Source organism: Azospirillum sp. Sh1, from assembly GCF_008365135.1.
GTDB classification, from domain to species: domain Bacteria; phylum Pseudomonadota; class Alphaproteobacteria; order Azospirillales; family Azospirillaceae; genus Azospirillum; species Azospirillum oryzae.
Map to the genome: position 1 here is coordinate 72,684 of NZ_VTTK01000014.1, position 18,649 is coordinate 91,332.

The following is an 18,649-nucleotide window of genomic DNA, read 5'->3' on the forward strand; positions in this document are numbered from 1 at the left end:
GTATGGACAGGCGGTCGGTTGTGACCATCGCCAGCCTCCGGGTTACACCCGATGGCGAAGTCTGGCAGGATGCGGCGCCATGACGCTGATCGCTTATCCGCTCTCGGGCGTGCTGCCCGACATCCGCCCGGCCCGTCCGACCCGCGACTGGATCGACGCCCTGCCGGAGCAATACGGCTATCGCTGCCTGCCGCTGAACATCGCCAGCATGCATGGCTGGGAGGTCTGCTGCCCCGTGCGGGTGACGGCGGTGTGGGATGGCGGAATCGGTGTGGAGGCCATCACCGTCACCGCGGAGGAGCAGCACCCCCTGCAGCCCGCCAGCCATTTCGGCAGCGGCGTGCTGACCTTCCACGTCGCGGCGCTGTTCCGCACGCCGCCGGGCGTCAACCTGATGGTGACCGGACCGCTGAACCACCCGAAGCATGGGATCATGGGCCTGTCGGGGATCATCGAGACCGACTGGTCACCGTACCCATTCACCATGAACTGGAAATTCACCGCGCCCGGCGTGCCGGTCACCTGGGAGAAGGGCGAACCCTTCGCCCATCTGATGCCGATCCAGCGGGGCTTGGTGGAAAGCCTGACGCCGGAGGTCCGCGACCTCGACAGCGATCCGGAAACGGCGGCGCAGTACCGCGCCTGGGCGGCCTCGCGCAGCCAGTTCAATACCGACCTGCAGACGCCGGGCAGCGCCGCCGCGCAGGAACGCTGGCAGAAGGGCTATTACCGCGGCAAACAGCCGGACGGCAGCGACGGCCCGCCCGGCCACGAGATCAAGGTCCGGGCGAAGCCGTTTCCGGACAAGTAGTTACAGTGTGTCCTGAATGCTGCGCACGAATTCCGGCAGGCCAACCTGACGGCGGCGGCGCAGCCGTTCGGCGTGCAGGATCGCTTCCACCGCGGCGATGCTTTCATTCACGTCGCTGTTGACGATGACATAGTCGTATTCCGGCCAGTGGCTAATCTCGTTGGACGCCTTCGCCATGCGGTTGGCGATGACCTCCTCCGAATCCTGGCCACGCCCGCGCAGGCGGCGTTCCAACTCACCGACCGACGGCGGCAGGACGAAGACGCTGACCAGATCGTCGCGGGCGTTCTGCGCCAGTTGCTGCGCGCCCTGCCAGTCGATGGCGAACAGCACGTCGCGGCCGGCGCCCAGCGCATCCTCCACCGCCACCCGCGGCGTGCCATAGCAGTTGCCGAAGACACGGGCATGCTCCAGCAGGTCGCCGGTTTCCGCCATATGATCGAAGCGCTGCTGGTCGATGAAGTAATAGTCCAGCCCTTCGGCCTCGCCGGGGCGCATCGGCCGGGTCGTCACCGACACCGACATGGTGATGCCGGCATCGCGCTCCAGCAGGCCGCGGGCGATGGTGGTCTTGCCGGCACCCGACGGGGAGGACAGCACCAGCATCAGGCCGCGCCGGTGGATCAGGGAGGTGTTGGTCGCAGCCATGGCGCTCACTCGGTGTTGATGATTACTCGATGTTCTGGACCTGCTCGCGAAGCTGCTCGATCGAGGCTTTCAGCGACAGGCCGATGCGGGTCAGTTCGACGTCCGCCGACTTGGAGCAGAGCGTGTTGGCCTCGCGGTTGAACTCCTGGCACAGGAAGTCGAACCGGCGGCCGATGGCCCCGCCCTCCGCCATCAGGTCACGCGCGGCCTGGATATGGGCGCGCAGCCGGTCAAGCTCCTCGCGCACATCGGCCTTGCCGATCAGGATCGCCGCCTCCTGTGCCAGCCGGTCTTCCGACAGGGCGGGGAAGGAGCCGAGGATGGCGGCGACCTGGGCGCGCAGCTTCTCGCGCAGCGCTTCCGGCTGGGTGGAGGCGCAGGCCGACGCCGCCTCGACCAGCCGGGCGATCTCGTCGAGATGGCCGTTCAGAACCTCGGCGATGCGGGCGCCCTCGGCGAGGCGGTTGACCACCAGCTGGTCGATCAGCTTGGCCAGTTCGCCCTTCAGCACCGATTCGACACGCTCGCGCGCCTCGGTCTCGTCCTCTTCCACCGGCTCGATGATGCCGCGGACCGCCAACAGCGAATCCAGCCGCGGCGGGGCGGCGCCGGCCCCCTCGATCTCCCGCGCGATCTCCAGCACCTGGGTGAGAAGCTCACGGTTGATGCGCAGTTGGGAGACCGCCTGGGCGCGGTTGACGGTCAGCGTCAGGTTGACGTTGCCGCGGGCCAGCCGCTTGGGCAGCTCGGCACGCGCCACCGCCTCGACGCTGTCGAAGCCCGACGGCAGGCGGCAGCGCAGATCCAGGCTGCGGCCATTGACGCTCTTGGCCTCGAAGGTCCAGGAATAACCGTCGCCGTGCCCGTCGACGCGCGCGAAACCGGTCATGCTGGCTATGACGGGGCGATGGGCTGGCAAAGGCGGCCTCTTTTGAAAAGCGGTGTAGGTCGGTGTGGTGCTTATAAACGCCACACCGACCTACAACAAGCGTCCGCGCCATGCGGCATCCCACGAACCGGGCAGGGACTCCATGAAGCAGCCGCGTTCCATCGTGATTACCGGCGCATCCAGCGGCATCGGCGAGGCCCTGGCGCTTCTCTATGCCGCCCCCGGCACGGCGCTCGCCCTGACAGGCCGGGATCTTACGCGGCTGGAGGCGGTGGCTGGGCGCTGCCGTGCTGCCGGTGCCCAGGTCGAGACGGCGGTGATCGACGTGGCCGACCGCGCCGCCATGGCCGGCTGGCTGGCGCGGGTCGATGCCGCAACGCCGGTCGAGCTGCTGATCGCCAACGCCGGCATGTCGGCCGGCACCGGCGATGGCGGTGAGACGGAGGAGCAGGCCCGGCGCATCCTGTCAGTCAACATCGACGGCGTGTTGAACAGCATCCATCCGCTGCTTCCGGCCATGCGGGCGCGGCGGCGCGGGCAGATCGCCATCATGGCGTCACTGGCGGGATTCCGCGGCCTTCCCGGCGCGCCGGCCTATTGCGCCAGCAAGGCGATGGTCCGGGTCTATGGCGAGGCGTTGCGCGGCGATCTGGCCGGGGAGGGGATCGGCGTGTCGGTGATCTGCCCGGGCTTCGTCAAAAGCCGGATGACGGCGGTCAACCGCTTTCCCATGCCGTTCCTGATGGAAACCGATGCCGCCGCCCGCGTCATCCGCCGTGGACTGGAACGCAACAGGGCGCGAATCGCCTTTCCCTGGCCGATGATGGCCGCGGTCTGGCTGCTGGCCCTGCTTCCCCCGGCCTGGACCGACGGTCTGTTGCGGCAGGCGCCGCGGAAGCCGTAACCCGCTGGCTTCAATCGACCTTGGCGTGCGCGATGGCCTCGCGGACGCTGACGCCCTTGCGCATAATGTTGTCGACCGCGCGGCCCTGGACCAGATTGATCCCCATCTTGTGGGCATAGACCAGGCTGGTCACGCTGTCGCAGCGCGCCAGGATGAACTTGCAGCGGTCCTGTTCGGCGATGCGGTCGCGGAAATACTTCTCGAACTGCGGGTCCATCTCCAGCATGTCGTTGGACCAGAAGATCTTGGCATAGTCGGCGTTCAGATATTCCAGATCGAAGTTCGTCACCCAGAACGGGTTCAGCCCGTCCACCGCGATCTGGTACCGGCGGTCCTGCGCGAACTCCACCACCTCGTTGAACAGCGACAGATTCTCGATCAGGTCGCCCTTCGACACCTCCAGCACCACCTGCCCGCGGAAATCGATCGGCAGCCGTTCATCGAACTTCACGAAGCCGGTGGAGATGACGGTCGACAGGTTGATGTTGATGCCGATCCGCCGCCCGCGCATGAAGCTCAGGCCATGGTTCAACGCACGCAGAACCGACTGGTCGAGATTGGCGGTGAAGTAATTGAACAGCCACTTGTTGGCGGTGATGTCGTAATCGGGGCACAGCCGCTCCTGGAGCAGCTTGATGGAGATGTAGAGTTCATAATACTCCATCTCCGCATCGCCGCCGCCGATGTTGGCGATGCCCTGGTTGAACAGGAAGGGCGACAGGTCGAACATCTGCATCGAGCGTTCGAGCTTGCCCAGTTCTTCCAGCGTGATCGGCGGCTTGGTCTCGGTGACGTGTTGCCCGGTCTCGCTCGCCTGCAGTTCTTCGATGAAACGGATGACGTTGATGAAGTTCAACGCCAGTTCCATGATCGAATAGAGCGAATATTCCTTGTAGGGATTCGGGCCGGTCAGCGTCGTCTTCGACAGGAAGACCTGTTCCACCGTCTGGCAGACGTCGGTCACGCCCGTCAGCTTCAGCCCCTTGTAGAGGATGATGACGTCGCCGTTGGAGATGTTGAAGGACTGCAGATAGGAGGCCTTGGTCGCCAATTCCTGGATGATCGAGCGGACCATCATCTGGCTGGTCGGATCGCGGTCCTTCAGCAGCGACAGATGCATGTGGATCAGCCGCATGCCCTGCAGTTCGTTCTTCGCCGACCGCAGCAGGTTCAGGAGCTTGTCGTTGTCGAAATCCGGCTTCTGGTCCTTGGCGGCGGCGACGGCGGCCTGCTTTTCCGTTGTGGAAAGCCGGACACGGTCCCGTCCAACCGGTGGTCTGCCGCCAAACCTGCTCATACCTTGCTCACTCCCACAACAAGCGTCGCGCCTGCCAACCACCCAGTCTCCGGCCGCTCGTTGTTCGGCAGCCTTTTGCTTTCCGTCCGGGCATTTTCGCCCGGCCGACTCCGGCGGCCCGCGAACCGGCCGGGCATGCCCGATCCATCCGATCCTACGAAGCCGAACCGATCTTAACGGTAACTTTCTTTAAAAAGCCCTTAAGGCTAAAGTCCGGGCGCAGGAGGCACCCGGACCGCCGCAAAAGGCGCCGCAATCATCGAAGCGACGCCATCCGAAAAGGTCAAGTTTCGGATTCGGCCGAATCGGTCGACTGGCGCGGTTCGCCAGCAGGAACGATGCGGACGCGACGGTCTATGACCGCAAGGCCGATCTTTCCGTGCTTCAGGGCAAGCGCATCATTGCCGAACAGTTCGCGCCGCCAGCCCTGCATCGCCGGAATCTCTGCCCGATCATCGGCCGCCAAAGCTTCCAGATCGGCCGAGGACGCCACCAACTTCGCCGCGACATTGTTCTCGTCGCACTTCATCTTCAGAAGCACGCGCAGCAATTCGACGATCGGTTGCAATCCGGGCGGCGGTTCCTCGCGCGGTTCGACGCGGGGCAGGGCGCTGTCCGGCAGGTCAAGTCCGGCCTGTACCGCGGCCAGCACGTCGGCACCCTGGCGCCCCTCGGCGAAGCCGCGGCCCAGTCCGCGCGTGCGGGCAAGATCGTCGACGGTGGTCGGCGCATGGGCCGCGATCTCCAGCAGCGCCTCGTCGCGCAGCACGCGGGACCGCGGCTGGTCGCGGCGCTGGGCCTCGCGCTCGCGCCATGCCGCCAGCTCCTTCAGGATGGCCATGAAGCGCGGCTTGTTGGTCCGCACCTTCAGCCGCATGTAGGAGCTTTCCGGATCGACCTGATAGGTCGCCGGGTCGGTCAGGATCGCCATCTCCTCTTCCAGCCAGTGCGAGCGGCCGGAGCGGGCGAGGCGGCGCTTCAGCTTCTCATAGGCCGGGCGCAGATGGATGACGTCGGACAGGGCGTAGGTCAGCTGCCGCTCGGTCAGCGGCCGGTGCGACCAGTCGGTGAAGCGGCTGGACTTGTCGATGCGGGCGCCGGCCAGCTTGGTCACCAGCGTCTCGTAGCCGACGCTCTCGCCAAAGCCGCAGACCATCGCCGCGACCTGGGTGTCGAACAGCGGATGCGGGATCTGGCCGGACAGGTGCCAGAAGATCTCCACGTCCTGACGGGCGGCGTGGAACACCTTCAGCACCGACGGGTCGCTCATCAGCGCGAACAGCGGCGCCAGGTCGATGCCCTCGGCGAGCGGGTCGATTGCGACCGCGCCGTCGGGCCCGCCGACCTGCACGAGGCACAGTTGCGGCCAATAGGTCTTTTCCCGCAGGAACTCGGTGTCGACCGTGATGTACTCGGCCCCTGCCAGCGACTGACAGAAGGCCTGAAGGGCGTCGGTTGTCGTGATGAGCGTCATGGTTGCTTCATACACGACCAAACGGGTGCTTGAAAGTCCGCCGACGCGCGGAGGCGATGCGCGTCGCAAAAGGACAGGCCGGGCGGGCGGCCGGCCGGATTTTCCCGCTCCGCTTATCCCACGGCGACGGCAGTGTTAAACTGTGGTCCGGCAGCCGGCCTGACGGCGGATTGAACGGTTGAACAGGGTGGCCCAGGATGTTTCATGCTGTTCCAAGCGTTTCATCCGGGCACCCGCCGCACTGCGCTGCACCCTATCGCGGCTTGACTTTCGCGCGCGTCCGGTGTGGTGTGTCGAACCGCTTTTTCCGCCGGAATCCGCCCTTTTCAAGGTGTTTCGACCCATGCACCCCTACCGCACGCACACCTGCGGCCAGCTTCGTGAAGAGAATGCCGGTGAAACCGTCCGCCTGTCGGGCTGGATGAACCGGAAGCGCGACCATGGACAGCTGCTGTTCATCGACCTGCGCGACCATTACGGCCTGACGCAGTGCGTGGTCGATACCTCCAACCCGGCCTTCGAGGTCGCCAACCGGCTGAAGCTGGAATCGGTCATCACCGTCACCGGCAAGGTGGTGAAGCGCACGGCCGAGACCATCAACGACAAGCTGCCCACCGGCCGCATCGAACTGCAGATCGCCGAGCTGACCGTTGAAGGCGAGGCGGAGCAGATTCCGCTACAGGTCAACCAGGATACCGACGCCGGCGAGGACGTGCGCCTGCGCTACCGCTTCCTCGACCTGCGCCGCGAGCGCATCCACGAGAACATCATGCTGCGTTCGCGCGTGATCGCCTCGGCGCGCCGCCGCATGATCGACCAGGGCTTCACCGAGTTCCAGACGCCGATCCTCACCGCCTCGTCGCCCGAGGGCGCGCGCGACTATCTGGTGCCCAGCCGCAACCATCCCGGCAAGTTCTACGCCCTGCCGCAGGCGCCGCAGCAGTTCAAGCAGCTGCTGATGGTCGCCGGCTTCGACCGCTACTTCCAGATCGCCCCCTGCTTCCGCGACGAGGATGCCCGCGCCGACCGCAGCCCGGGCGAGTTCTACCAGCTCGATTTCGAGATGTCCTTCGTCACCCAGGAAGACGTCTTCGCCGCCATCGAGCCGGTGCTGCACGGCATCTTCGACGAGTTCGGCGGCTTCCGCCGCGACTCGAAGCCGGCCATCGACGGCCTGCCGTTCCGCCGCATCTCCTTCGCCGAATCGATGCTGAAGTACGGCAACGACAAGCCGGACCTGCGCAACCCGCTCGTCATCACCGACGTGACCGAGGTGTTCAAGCGCGACGACGTCGAATTCCGCGCCTTCAAGCAGACGCTGGAAAAGGGCGGCGTCGTCCGCGCCATCCGCGCTCCGAAGGTCTCCGACCGTCCGCGCAGCTTCTTCGACAAGCTGAACGACTGGGCCCGCGGTCTCGGCGCTCCCGGCCTCGGCTACATCGTCATGGAGGCCGGCGGCGGCAAAGGTCCGATCGCCAAGTTCGTGCCGGACGCCGCCCAGGCCGCCTTGCGCGAACTGGCCGGTCTCGAGGACGGCGACGCGATCTTCTTCGTCTGCGACCAGCCCGGCCCGGCGGCCAAGCTGGCCGGCCTCGCCCGCACCCGCATCGGCGAGGAACTGGACCTGATCGAGAAGAACGCCTTCCGCTTCTGCTGGATCGTCGACTTCCCGATGTACGAGCTGGATGAAGAGACCAACAAGGTCATCTTCAGCCACAACCCGTTCTCTATGCCCCAGGGCGGCCTGAAGGCGCTGGAGACGATGAACCCGCTCGACATCAAGGCCTACCAGTACGACATCGTCTGCAATGGTGTGGAGCTGTCGTCCGGCGCCATCCGAAACCATCTGCCGGAAGTGATGTACAAGGCCTTCGAGATCGCCGGCTATCCGCCGGAGGAGCTGGAAGCCCGATTCGGCGGCATGCTGAGCGCGTTCAAGCTGGGCGCCCCGCCGCACGGCGGTTCGGCCCCGGGCATCGACCGCATCGTCATGCTGCTGGCCGACGAACCGAACATCCGCGAGGTCATCGCCTTCCCGCTGAACCAGCGCGCCGAAGATCTCCTGATGCAGGCCCCGGCGCCGGTGGATACCGCCCGTCTGAAGGAGTTGCACCTGAAGCTAGACCTGCCGAAGCCGAAGGTCGCCGCCCCGTCCGCGCCGCAGGCGTAAAGGAACTTTCACCGGTCCTTGGCGGTTTGGTGAAAAGGCCATCCGGACGCTGGTCCGGGTGGCCTTTTCCCTTGTCAACATGCGCGTGCGGGGCTATGTAAGCGCCGTCGTCAAAACCTCACGCGGGCTGGCGGACCCTCGGTTTTACTCCGATGGCCCGATCCGGTGTCTTCATCCATGGTTTCCATGCGCTGTCGACAATGCCCGCGGCGGAGCAACCGGAAAAAGGGATTTTTTCCACATGACCATGCCCACCTTCACCATGCGCCAGCTGCTGGAAGCCGGTGTCCACTTCGGCCACCACACCCGCCGCTGGAACCCGAAGATGAACCAGTACATCTTCGGCGTCCGCAATGGCGTGCACATCATCGACCTCGAGCAGACCGTCCCGATGCTGCACCGCGCCCTGCAGGCCGTGCGTGACGTCGTCGCCGGCGGTGGCCGCGTCCTGTTCGTCGGCACCAAGCGCCAGGCCCAGGAGCGCATCGCCGAGGCCGCCGCCAAGTGCGGCCAGTACTACGTCAACCACCGCTGGCTCGGCGGCATGCTGACCAACTGGAAGACGATCTCCCAGTCGATCAAGCGCCTGCGCGAGATGGAAGAGCGTCTGGGCGGCGACACCTCGGGCCTGACCAAGCGCGAAGTGCTGGAACTGACCCGCGAGCGCGACAAGCTGGAGCGTGCGCTGGGCGGCATCAAGGAGATGGGCGGCCTGCCGGACGTCATCTTCATCATCGACACCAACAAGGAGTCGATCGCGGTCAAGGAAGCCAACAAGCTGGGCATCCCGGTCATCGCGGTCCTCGACAGCAACTCCGATCCGGACGGCGTGGCCTTCCCGATCCCCGGCAACGACGACGCCCTGCGCGCCATCGAGCTGTACTGCGACCTGACGGTCGGCGCCGTGCTTGACGGCCTGCAGGCTGAGATGAGCGCCGCCGGCATCGACGTCGGCGCCGCCGAGGACGCCCCGGCCGAGCAGCTGCCGGAGGAAGAGACCGCCGCCGAGACCGCCCAGGCCTGACCCTGACGGTTCAAGGGCAGCCGGGCCTTATGACCTATGGCCCGGCTGCCTTTTTTATGGGTTGCCACCCGTTTTGACTTTGTGACTCAATCCGATCCGCCTGCCGGATCGCTTGGAAGGAAGAGGGCGCAACATGGCCGAGATTACCGCCTCGCTCGTCAAGGAACTGCGCGAGAAGACCGGCGCGGGCATGATGGACTGCAAGAAGGCGCTGAACGAGACGCAGGGCGACCTCGAGGGCGCCGTCGACTGGCTGCGCAAGAAGGGCCTCGCCGCCGCTGCGAAGAAGTCGGGCCGCGTCGCCGCCGAGGGTCTGGTCGCCGTCGCCACCGCCGGCACCAAGGGTGCCGTCGTCGAGGTGAACGCCGAGACCGACTTCGTCGCCCGCAACGACAAGTTCCAGGCTTTCGCCGCCAAGGCCGCCGAGCTGGCGCTGACCTCTGCCGGCGACGTCGAGGCACTGAAGGCCGCGACCTATCCGGGCACCTCGCACACCGCGCAGGACGAGCTGACCAGCCTGATCGCCACCGTCGGCGAGAACATGAACCTGCGCCGCGCCGTCACCCTGTCGGTCTCGGCCGGTGTCGTCGTCAGCTACGTCCACTCGGCCATCGCGCCGGGCCTGGGCAAGATCGGCGTCCTGGTCGCCCTGGAGTCGACCGGCGACACGGCCAAGCTGGCCGATCTGGGCAAGCAGATCGCCATGCACATCGCCGCCGCCCGTCCGGACGCGCTGGACATCGCCGATGTCGACAGCTCGTCGCTGGAGCGTGAGCGCAACGTGCTGGCCGAGCAGGCCCGCGCTTCGGGCAAGCCGGAAGCCATCATCGAGAAGATGGTCGAAGGCCGCGTCCGCAAGTACTACGAGGAAGTCTGCCTGCTGGAGCAGACCTATGTGATCGACGGCGAGACCAAGGTCCGCAAGGTGGTGGAGAACGCCGCCAAGGACATCGGCGCTCCGGTCAAGGTCACGGCCTTCACCCGCTTCGCGCTGGGCGAGGGCATCGAGAAGGCCCAGTCGGACTTCGCCGCCGAAGTCGCTGCCGCTGCCGGCGGTCAGGGCTGAGACCGGTAAGGTCGAACGCTTAGGTCCGCACGCCGCATTTCGAAACTGCAAGGGAGCGTTCCCCCCATGGTCGAAACCACCGGGACCACCGCGCCGGCCGAGGGCGTCCGCTATAAGCGCGTCCTCCTCAAGGTGTCGGGCGAAGCGCTGATGGGTCAGCGCGACTATGGTCTGGACCCGGAGATGGTGAACCGCATCGCCAACGAGGTGAAGGCGGTCATCGCACTCGGCGTCCAGGTCAGTCTGGTCATCGGCGGGGGGAACATCTTCCGGGGTGTGAAGGGTGCGGCGAACGGCATGGAGCGTGCGTCGGCCGACTATATCGGCATGCTCGCCACCGTGATGAACGCGCTCTCGATGCAGAGCGCGCTCGAACGGATGGGCGTCAGCACGCGGGTGCAGTCGGCCATTCCCATGTCGACGGTCTGCGAGCCCTATATCCGGCGCCGCGCCGTCCGCCACATGGAAAAGGGCCGGGTGGTGATCTTCGCCGCCGGCACCGGCAACCCCTTCTTCACCACCGACACCGCCGCGGCGCTGCGCGCCTCCGAAATGGGCTGTGACGGTCTTCTGAAGGGCACGCAGGTCGATGGCGTCTACACCGCCGATCCGAAGAAGGATCCGTCGGCCCAGCACTATGAACGCCTCACCTACATGGATGTCCTGACCAAGGACCTGCAGGTGATGGACGCTTCGGCGATCGCGCTGTCGCGCGAGAACCACATTCCCATTCTGGTCTTCTCGATCCACACGCCCGGCGCCTTCGCCGAAGTGATGCAGGGCCGTGGCAAGCACACCATCATAACGGAAGAAAGGGAGTAGGCCCGTGGCTGCGCCCGACCTATCGGATCTGAAGCGCCGCATGGAAGGCGCGCTTGACTCGTTTCGCAAGGAACTGGGCGGTCTGCGCACTGGCCGCGCCTCGTCCAATCTGCTCGAACCGGTGATGGTGGAGGCCTATGGCAGCCGCATGCACCTGCGCGAGGTGGCGACCGTCTCCGTTCCGGAGCCGCGCCTGATCTCGGTGCAGGTGTGGGACCGCGGCATGACCAAGGCGGTCGAAAAGGCCATCCGCGACAGCGGCCTGGGCTTGAACCCACAGGCCGAGGGGCAGGTCATCCGTGTGCCGCTGCCCGATCTGACCCAGGAGCGCCGCGCCGAACTGGCGAAGGTCGCCCACAAATATGCCGAACAGTGCCGTGTCGCCATCCGCAACATCCGTCGCGACGGCATGGACGGCCTGAAGAAGGCCGAGAAGGCCAGCGAGATCACCCAGGACGAGCACAAGGTCCAGGCGGACAAGGTGCAGGTGCTGACCGACCAGCACATCAAGCTGGTCGACGACTCGCTTGCGCAAAAAGAAAAGGAAATCATGCAGGTCTGATCCGGAATGCGCGACGCGGACGACAACCGGTCCAACACGGCCCCAGGGCATGTCGCCATCATCATGGATGGCAACGGGCGCTGGGCCAAGGCGCGCGGCCTGCCGCGCACCGCCGGGCACAAGAAGGGCGTGGACGCCGTCCGCCGCACCGTGGAAGCGGCGCGCGAACTTGGCATCGGCACTCTGACGATCTTCAGCTTCTCCTCGGAGAACTGGCGCCGGCCGGAGGAGGAGGTCAGCGACCTGATGGGTCTGCTGCGCTTCTACCTGCGCAGCGAAGTCGCCGAACTGCACCGGGCGGGCGTCCGCCTGCGGGTGATCGGTGACCGTACGCGGCTGTCGGAGGACATCAACCGGCTGATCGACAATGCCGAGGGACTGACCCGCGACAACCGGGTTATGACGCTCGTGGTGGCACTCAGCTACGGCTCGCGCCTGGAGATCGTCCACGCGGCTCGCCGGCTGGCGGAAGAGGTGGCCGCCGGGCGTCTGGCGCCCGAGGCCATCGATGAGGACGCGCTGTCGGCGCGGCTCTACACGGCCGACATACCCGATCCCGACCTGATCATCCGCACCAGTGGCGAGAAGCGAATCAGCAATTTTCTGCTGTGGCAGGCGGCCTATGCCGAGCTGGTCTTCGTCGATACGCTCTGGCCCGATTTCACCAAGCGCGATCTGGAGGCGGCGATTGAAGAGTTCCATCGACGGGAACGCCGCTTCGGCGCCACCACCGCCGGGTCCCGCTGACACGCCGGATTCGCTCGCAGTGCCGGCCAAGCCATCCAGGGCGGGGGACCTCAAGGTTCGCGTCCTGTCGGCATTGGTCATGGCGCCGGTCGTGCTGGGTGCCGTCTGGATCGGCGGCTGGGTGTTCCATGCCCTGATTGCCTTCGGATCGGTGGTCGCCGTCTCCGAATGGACCAGCATCGTTCCCAGCGCCCGCCGCTTGCCGGCCCGCATCATGGCGGCGGTCGGCATCATCGTCGCGTTGATGGCGCAGATCGCCGCCGGTCCGGCCGCCGGGCTGGGGGTGGCGGCAGCCTTTGCCGTTCTGACCGCCATAGTCGGTGGCGGCGCCGACCGCAACCTTCTCGGGTTTGGCGTGCTTTATGTCGCTGTCGGCATGGCCGGCCTGATGTGGCTGCGTGATCTGCCGGAGTCCGGGCTGTCTCTCTTCCTGTTCGTCCTCATCGCCATCTGGGCGACCGACATCGGGGCCTATGCCGCGGGCCGCAGCATAGGCGGGCCTAAGCTGGCGCCGCGCATCAGCCCCAAGAAGACCTGGGCCGGTCTGATCGGCGGCATGGCCTCGTCGGCCCTGTTCGGCTGGCTGGTGGCTCTCGCCTTCGGAACGGCGCGCCCGGACATCGCTTTGGCGGTTGGCGCGGCCGTCGCCGTGGTCGGGCAGGCCGGCGACCTGTTCGAATCGGCGGTCAAGCGGCGCTACAATGTAAAGGACAGCGGCCAGCTCATTCCTGGGCATGGCGGCATCCTCGACCGCATCGACGGGCTTCTGGCCGCGGCCCCGGTGCTGGCCCTGTTTCACGCGGCCGTTGGATCGGTTCTGTCATGGTGGTGAAAGCGGGAGCGGGGCCTGATGCGCCGCGCAGCGTAACGATCCTCGGGTCGACAGGCTCGGTCGGAACGCAGACCGTGGACCTCGTCTCCCGCGATCCGGAGCGTTTTCCGGTGGAGGCGCTGACCGCCAACCGCAACGTCTCTCTGCTGGCTCAACAGGCCCGGCAACTGAACGCCCGCTTGGCCGTGGTCGCCGACCCCGCAGCCTATGCCGAGTTGAAGAGCCTTCTCTCCGGCACCGGCATCGAGGTCGCGGCCGGGTCCGAAGCGGTTGCCGCGGCGGCGGAACGTCCGGCCGATTGGGTGATGGCCGCCATCGTCGGCGCCGCCGGCCTTGAGCCGACGCTCGCCGCCGTCCGGCGTGGCGCCATCGTCGCCTTCGCCAACAAGGAGGTGCTGGTCTGCGCCGGTGCCCTGATGATGGAAGAGGTGAAGGCCCACGGCGCGACGCTGCTGCCGGTCGACAGCGAGCATTCCGCCATCTACCAGGTTTTCGATTTCGACCGCACCGACAGCGTCGCCCGCCTGATCCTGACGGCTTCCGGCGGTCCCTTCCGCACCAGGGATCGCGCCTTCATGGCCGCTGCGACGCGGGAGCAGGCGGTCGCCCATCCGACCTGGGACATGGGCGCCAAGATTTCCGTCGACAGCGCCACGATGATGAACAAGGGGCTGGAGCTGATCGAAGCCCACTTCCTGTTCGGCATCCCGGAAGAACGTATCGACGTGCTGGTCCATCCGCAGTCCGTCATCCATTCGCTGGTCGAATATGTCGACGGCTCGGTTCTGGCGCAGCTCGGCACACCCGACATGCGCACGCCGATCGCCTATGCGCTCGGCTGGCCCGCCCGCATCGCCACGCCGGCGGAGCGGCTCGATCTGGTCAAGGCGGCGACGCTGACCTTCGAGGCTCCTGATCCCGTGCGTTTCCCTGCACTTAGGCTGGCCCGGGCCGCCTTGCAAAGCGGGGGGGGCGCTCCTACTATACTCAGTGCCGCCAACGAGGTGGCCGTCCAGGCGTTTCTCGACCGCCGGATCGGCTTCCTCGACATCGAACGGATTGTCGAGGAGACGTTGACGGCGTTGCCCCACCGCCCGCTGCGCGATCTCGCCGCCGTGCGGGAGGCCGACGCGGACGCGAGGCGGGATGCCGCCGGCCGCGTTGCGGCCATCGGTGCGACGGCGGTTGGCAGCCGATGATCCGCGTTCGAGGCGCTGGAAGGCGCAAGGGTTGATATGGACGTTATCGGCGGTTTCTGGACCTCGGTGCTGGCCTTTCTGCTGGTCCTCACCGTGCTCGTCTTCGTACACGAGCTTGGTCACTATCTGATCGCGCGTCGCAACGGCGTGCGGATCGAAACCTTCTCCATCGGCTTCGGACCGGAACTGTTCGGCTTCACCGACCGGGCGGGCACGCGCTGGAAGTTCAGCGCACTGCCGCTCGGCGGCTACGTCAAGATGTTCGGCGATGCCGATCCGGCCAGCACGCCGGGCGCCCATCTGACCGCCATGTCGGCGGAGGAGCGTGCGGTATCTTTCCACCACAAGCGGGTGGGGCAGCGCGCAGCCATCGTCGCGGCCGGACCGATCGCGAATTTCGTCTTCTCCATCGTCGTTCTTTCCCTGCTGTTCATGACCGCCGGCCAGTCTTTCACCCCGCCGGACGTCGGTGGCATTCAGCCCGGCAGTGCGGCGGAACGCGCCGGCATCCAGCCGGGTGATCTGATCCTGTCGGTCGATGGTACCGGGGTTCAGCGATTCGAAGAGATCCGGCAGATCGTTTCGATCCGCCCGGGCGAACCGCTGGCCATCGAACTGAAGCGTGATGGGCGGGTGATGACCCTGACCGTCACGCCGGAGTCGCAGACGGTCACCGACCGACTCGGCAATGCTCACCAGATCGGTCTGCTCGGGATCAGCCGCGGCAGCGTCGGCATGATGCGTCATGACCCCCTGACCGCCGTCTGGCAGGCGGGACGTGAAGTCGCAGGCATGATCACCGGCACCTTCACCGCATTGGGCCAGATGGTCCAGGGATCGCGCGGGACGGAGGAGTTGGGCGGCCCCCTGCGGATCGCCCAGATGTCGGGCGAGGTGGCGCAATCCGGCTGGTATCCGCTGGTCTGGTTCATGACTTTCCTGTCTGTGAACCTGGGCCTCATCAACCTGTTTCCGGTGCCGATGCTGGACGGCGGTCACCTGCTTTTTTACGGCATCGAAAAGCTTCTCGGCCGGCCGCTTGGAGCGCGAGCGCAAGAATACGGTTTCCGAATTGGATTGGCCTTGGTATTAACGCTCATGGTCTTCGCCACGTGGAACGACCTTGTTCAATTGCGCGTGGTCGATTTCTTCCGGGGACTGGTTTCCTAAAACCAGCCCCTTGCCAGGGAGCGTGATTTGCCGGTGTCGAGCAAAGTTCTGGTGGCGGGCCTGATGGCCGGCTGCGCCATGACGACGGTGTCTGTCGCCCTCGCCCAAACCGCCGCCTCGCCCGGTCGGGCCCCGGCGGTCACCGGGTCCACGGTCAGCCAGGTGTTCAGTGGCGGCACGGTGCGCGACATCCGGGTCGAAGGCACCCAGCGCATCGAACCCTCCACGGTCCGCTCCTACCTGACCGTCCAGCCCGGCGATCCGTTCGATCCCGACCGGATCGACCAGTCGTTGAAGTCGCTGTTCAACACCGGCCTGTTCGCCGACGTCGTGCTGAAGCGCGAGGGCGATACGCTGGTGGTCACGGTGGCGGAGAACCCGATCATCAACCGCATCGCGTTCGAGGGCAATCGGCGCATCGAGAAGGACACGCTGGAGAAGGAAATCCAGTTGCGTCCCCGCGTCGTCTATACCCGGACCCGGGTCCAGTCCGACGTCCAGCGCATCCAGGAGATCTACCGGCGGCAAGGCCGATTCGGCGCGACGGTCGAACCGAAGATCATCCAGCTCGACCAGAACCGCGTCGATCTGGTGTTCGAGATCAATGAAGGCGTGCGCACCGGCGTGCGGGGCATCACCTTCATCGGCAACGAGCATTTCTCGGACGGAACCCTGCGCGAGAACGTCCAGACCAAGGAATCCGCCTGGTGGCGGTTCCTGTCGTCGGATGACAATTACGATCCGGATCGCCTGAACTACGATCGCGATCTGCTGCGCCGCTTCTACCTGAAGGAAGGCTATGCCGATTTCCGCGTCGTGTCGGCGGTCGCCGAGTTGACTCCGGACAAATCGGATTTCTTCATCACCTTTACCATCGAGGAAGGCGAGCGGTACAAGTTCGGCAAGGTCGATATCAAGACTTCGCTGAAGCAGCTCGACCCCGCGGTTCTGCAGAACAGCGTCACCACCACCGAGGGCGACTGGTACAACGCCCAGAAGGTGGAAGACACCATCACGAAGCTGACCAGCGCGGTCGGCGATCTGCAGTACGCCTTCGTCGATGTCCGTCCGCGGATTTCGCGCAATCGTGAAACCCACACCATCGACATCACCTACGAGATCAACGAGGGGCCGCGCACCTTCGTCGATCGCATCGATATTTCGGGCAACGTCCGGACGCTCGACAAGGTGATTCGCCGCGAGATGCTGCTGTCCGAAGGTGACCCCTTCAACGCGTCGAAGCTGAAGCGGTCGGAGCAGCGCATCAAGGATCTCGGCTTCTTCGAGCGCGTGAACATCACGACGTCCGAGAGCAGTGCGCCGGACCGTACCGTCGTCAACGTCGACGTCGCTGAGCAGTCCACCGGTGAAATCTCCATCGGCGCGGGCTTCTCGACCTCCGACGGTCCGTTGGGTGACTTCTCCATCCGCGAACGCAACCTCCTCGGCCGCGGTCAGGATCTGCGTCTGGGCGCCACGCTGTCCGGCCGGCGCCAGCTGTACGATATCTCCTTCACGGAGCCGTACTTCATGGACCGCGATCTGTCGGCCGGTGTCGACGTCTTCCGGACGCGCTACAACTATCAGGACGAAAGCTCGTTCAACGAGAAGAACACCGGCTTCGCCCTGCGCCTCGGCTATCCGCTGACCGAGCGCCTGCGCCAGCGCGTTTACTACCAGCTGCAGGACACGCTGATCGAGGAAGTGCCGACCACGGCGTCGAAGTACATCCAGGAGCAGCGCGGTGAGCGTCTGACCTCGCTGATCGGACAGGAACTGACCTACGACGTCCGCAACAGCAAGCTGACGCCGACCGAGGGCTATTTCGTCCGCCTGACCAACGACATCGCCGGTCTCGGTGGGTCGGTGCGCTTCCTGCGGAACAAGCTGGCTGCCGGTTACTATCTGCCACTCGGCGAGGACCAGTGGGTGCTCAGCACCACCGGCGAAATCGGCTACATCCACGGTCTCGGCAAGAAGGTCGACCTGGGCGACCGCTTCTTCATCGGCGGCGACACCCTGCGCGGCTTCAACACCGCCGGTATCGGCCCGCGCGACATTTCGACCGGCGACGCGCTGGGCGGCACGCGCTATGCCCGCGCCTCGGTGGAAATGAGCTTCCCCTTCGGCCTGCCGGAGGAATTCGGTCTGCTTGGCCATGCCTTCACCGATGTCGGCACGCTGGGCAAGGTCGATATCAGCGATCCGAACGTGAAGGATGACGAGAGCATCCGCGTCTCCATCGGCACCGGCGTGTCGTGGAAGTCGCCGTTCGGCCCCATCCGGCTCGATGTCGCCCTGCCGATCCGCAAGGAAGGCTACGACAAGAAAGAGCTTATCCGCTTCAGCTTCGGAACCAGGTTCTAAGATGCAATCCACCCTGTCGAAGACGCCGTTCCGCGTCGCCGCCCTGTCGGCCGTTACGGCTGCCGGTCTCCTCTTTGCCGCGACCTCGGCCATGGCCCAGGCGGCTCCGGCCCAAACGGCGCCCAAGACCGACGCCCCGAAGGCCGAAGTGCCGGGTCCGGGTGCGGAGCTCAAGGCGCCTGTCATCGCCGTGATCGACGTCCAGAAGATCATGCAGGAATCCGCCGCGTCGAAGGGCATCACCAAGTCCTTCGAATCGCTGCGAGATTCCTACCAGAAGGAAATTTCCGCGCTGGAGGACAAGCTCCGCAAGAACGAGGACGAACTGCGCAAGCAGCAGACCGTCCTGTCGCCGGAAGCTCTTGCCAACAAGCGCCGCGATTTCGAAAAGCAGGTCGCCGACGTGCAGAAGACGGTCCAGAACCGCAAGCGCGCTCTGGAGACCAGCCTGAACGAAGCGATGGCCGTCGTTCACAAGACGATGGTCGAGGTTGTCGCCGACATCTCCCGCGAGCGCGGCGCGAATCTCGTTCTGGCCCGCCAGCAGTTCGTTCTGGTCGACACGCAGCTCGACGTCACCGACGCGGTGATGGAGCGCGTGAACAAGAAGTTGCCGCAGGTCGCGCTGAACGTCCCCAAGCAGTGATGCTTGTATGAACGGGGCCGT

Annotated in this window: 17 protein-coding genes; 13 read left to right on the plus strand and 4 right to left on the minus strand. The window is 65.7% G+C overall.

What is annotated here, in order from left to right; genetic code table 11:
• Positions 1–79: 79 nt before the first annotated feature.
• On the plus strand, positions 80–811 hold the full coding sequence (locus tag FZ029_RS16145) for a DUF6065 family protein (RefSeq protein ID WP_149270091.1): 732 nt from the start codon (positions 80–82) through the stop codon (positions 809–811).
• Here the strand turns inward: FZ029_RS16145 and gmk are convergent, their stop codons facing one another.
• Positions 812–1,459 (minus strand): guanylate kinase, encoded by a 648-nt coding sequence (gene gmk, locus FZ029_RS16150; RefSeq protein ID WP_149270092.1) that lies wholly within the window; start codon positions 1,457–1,459, stop codon positions 812–814.
• A gap of 22 nt (positions 1,460–1,481) precedes the next feature.
• Positions 1,482–2,348 (minus strand): YicC/YloC family endoribonuclease, encoded by an 867-nt coding sequence (locus tag FZ029_RS16155; protein WP_149270093.1) that lies wholly within the window; start codon positions 2,346–2,348, stop codon positions 1,482–1,484.
• 142 nt (positions 2,349–2,490) lie between these two features.
• Between FZ029_RS16155 and FZ029_RS16160 the strand changes: the two genes are divergently transcribed.
• A complete protein-coding gene (locus FZ029_RS16160) occupies positions 2,491–3,252 on the plus strand; it encodes an SDR family NAD(P)-dependent oxidoreductase (RefSeq protein ID WP_149270094.1) in 762 nt (253 codons plus the stop codon).
• A gap of 10 nt (positions 3,253–3,262) precedes the next feature.
• On the opposite strand, the gene FZ029_RS16165 is transcribed toward FZ029_RS16160, so the two are convergent.
• Positions 3,263–4,549: an EAL domain-containing protein gene (locus FZ029_RS16165; protein ID WP_149197153.1), complete on the minus strand. Its 1,287-nt coding sequence runs from the start codon at positions 4,547–4,549 to the stop codon at positions 3,263–3,265.
• 283 nt (positions 4,550–4,832) lie between these two features.
• On the minus strand, positions 4,833–6,023 hold the full coding sequence (gene rnd / locus FZ029_RS16170) for a ribonuclease D (RefSeq protein ID WP_149270095.1): 1,191 nt from the start codon (positions 6,021–6,023) through the stop codon (positions 4,833–4,835).
• 343 nt (positions 6,024–6,366) lie between these two features.
• On the opposite strand from rnd, the gene aspS reads away from it, so the two are divergent.
• The 11 genes from aspS to FZ029_RS16225 all read left to right on the plus strand — a co-directional run bounded on the left by aspS (position 6,367) and on the right by FZ029_RS16225 (position 18,628).
• A complete protein-coding gene (aspS, locus tag FZ029_RS16175) occupies positions 6,367–8,193 on the plus strand; it encodes an aspartate--tRNA ligase (protein ID WP_149197151.1) in 1,827 nt (608 codons plus the stop codon).
• A gap of 241 nt (positions 8,194–8,434) precedes the next feature.
• On the plus strand, positions 8,435–9,217 hold the full coding sequence (gene rpsB, locus FZ029_RS16180; protein ID WP_109155550.1) for a 30S ribosomal protein S2: 783 nt from the start codon (positions 8,435–8,437) through the stop codon (positions 9,215–9,217).
• Between the two features lie 133 nt (positions 9,218–9,350).
• Complete coding sequence (gene tsf / locus FZ029_RS16185) at positions 9,351–10,283, plus strand: translation elongation factor Ts (RefSeq protein WP_149197150.1); 933 nt, start codon at positions 9,351–9,353, stop codon at positions 10,281–10,283.
• 66 nt (positions 10,284–10,349) lie between these two features.
• The gene (gene pyrH / locus FZ029_RS16190; protein WP_149197149.1) at positions 10,350–11,105 is read left to right on the plus strand and encodes a UMP kinase; all 756 of its coding nucleotides are present in this window, start codon (positions 10,350–10,352) and stop codon (positions 11,103–11,105) included.
• A gap of 40 nt (positions 11,106–11,145) precedes the next feature.
• Positions 11,146–11,667 (plus strand): ribosome recycling factor, encoded by a 522-nt coding sequence (gene frr, locus FZ029_RS16195; protein ID WP_042442829.1) that lies wholly within the window; start codon positions 11,146–11,148, stop codon positions 11,665–11,667.
• Between the two features lie 6 nt (positions 11,668–11,673).
• Positions 11,674–12,414 carry an isoprenyl transferase gene (locus FZ029_RS16200; protein WP_149197148.1) on the plus strand — a complete coding sequence of 247 codons (741 nt, stop codon included), beginning with the start codon at positions 11,674–11,676 and terminating at the stop codon, positions 12,412–12,414.
• Between the two features lie 19 nt (positions 12,415–12,433).
• Positions 12,434–13,246, plus strand: a complete 813-nt coding sequence (locus FZ029_RS16205; RefSeq protein WP_247892328.1) for a phosphatidate cytidylyltransferase — start codon at positions 12,434–12,436, stop codon at positions 13,244–13,246.
• On the plus strand, positions 13,237–14,445 hold the full coding sequence (locus FZ029_RS16210) for a 1-deoxy-D-xylulose-5-phosphate reductoisomerase (protein WP_149270097.1): 1,209 nt from the start codon (positions 13,237–13,239) through the stop codon (positions 14,443–14,445). The genes FZ029_RS16205 and FZ029_RS16210 overlap by 10 nt, the downstream gene beginning before the upstream one ends.
• A gap of 36 nt (positions 14,446–14,481) precedes the next feature.
• A complete protein-coding gene (rseP, locus tag FZ029_RS16215; RefSeq protein ID WP_149197145.1) occupies positions 14,482–15,615 on the plus strand; it encodes an RIP metalloprotease RseP in 1,134 nt (377 codons plus the stop codon).
• A gap of 27 nt (positions 15,616–15,642) precedes the next feature.
• Positions 15,643–17,982, plus strand: a complete 2,340-nt coding sequence (gene bamA, locus FZ029_RS16220) for an outer membrane protein assembly factor BamA (protein ID WP_149197144.1) — start codon at positions 15,643–15,645, stop codon at positions 17,980–17,982.
• 1 nt (position 17,983) lies between these two features.
• A complete protein-coding gene (locus tag FZ029_RS16225) occupies positions 17,984–18,628 on the plus strand; it encodes an OmpH family outer membrane protein (RefSeq protein ID WP_149270098.1) in 645 nt (214 codons plus the stop codon).
• Positions 18,629–18,649 lie beyond the last annotated feature (21 nt).

Excerpts from the sequence above, each read along its gene's own strand:
- rnd (WP_149270095.1), bottom strand. The coding sequence starts at position 6,023 with ATGACGCTCATCACGACAACCGACGCCCTTCAGGCCTTCTGTCAGTCG.
- pyrH (WP_149197149.1), top strand. The coding sequence starts at position 10,350 with ATGGTCGAAACCACCGGGACCACCGCGCCGGCCGAGGGCGTCCGCTAT.
- rpsB (WP_109155550.1), top strand. The coding sequence starts at position 8,435 with ATGACCATGCCCACCTTCACCATGCGCCAGCTGCTGGAAGCCGGTGTC.
- FZ029_RS16210 (WP_149270097.1), top strand. The coding sequence starts at position 13,237 with ATGGTGGTGAAAGCGGGAGCGGGGCCTGATGCGCCGCGCAGCGTAACG.
- FZ029_RS16160 (WP_149270094.1), top strand. The coding sequence starts at position 2,491 with ATGAAGCAGCCGCGTTCCATCGTGATTACCGGCGCATCCAGCGGCATC.
- FZ029_RS16145 (WP_149270091.1), top strand. The coding sequence starts at position 80 with ATGACGCTGATCGCTTATCCGCTCTCGGGCGTGCTGCCCGACATCCGC.
- aspS (WP_149197151.1), top strand. The coding sequence starts at position 6,367 with ATGCACCCCTACCGCACGCACACCTGCGGCCAGCTTCGTGAAGAGAAT.
- rseP (WP_149197145.1), top strand. The coding sequence starts at position 14,482 with ATGGACGTTATCGGCGGTTTCTGGACCTCGGTGCTGGCCTTTCTGCTG.
- FZ029_RS16225 (WP_149270098.1), top strand. The coding sequence starts at position 17,984 with ATGCAATCCACCCTGTCGAAGACGCCGTTCCGCGTCGCCGCCCTGTCG.
- gmk (WP_149270092.1), bottom strand. The coding sequence starts at position 1,459 with ATGGCTGCGACCAACACCTCCCTGATCCACCGGCGCGGCCTGATGCTG.
- tsf (WP_149197150.1), top strand. The coding sequence starts at position 9,351 with ATGGCCGAGATTACCGCCTCGCTCGTCAAGGAACTGCGCGAGAAGACC.
- frr (WP_042442829.1), top strand. The coding sequence starts at position 11,146 with ATGGAAGGCGCGCTTGACTCGTTTCGCAAGGAACTGGGCGGTCTGCGC.
- FZ029_RS16165 (WP_149197153.1), bottom strand. The coding sequence starts at position 4,549 with ATGAGCAGGTTTGGCGGCAGACCACCGGTTGGACGGGACCGTGTCCGG.
- FZ029_RS16155 (WP_149270093.1), bottom strand. The coding sequence starts at position 2,348 with ATGACCGGTTTCGCGCGCGTCGACGGGCACGGCGACGGTTATTCCTGG.
- FZ029_RS16200 (WP_149197148.1), top strand. The coding sequence starts at position 11,674 with ATGCGCGACGCGGACGACAACCGGTCCAACACGGCCCCAGGGCATGTC.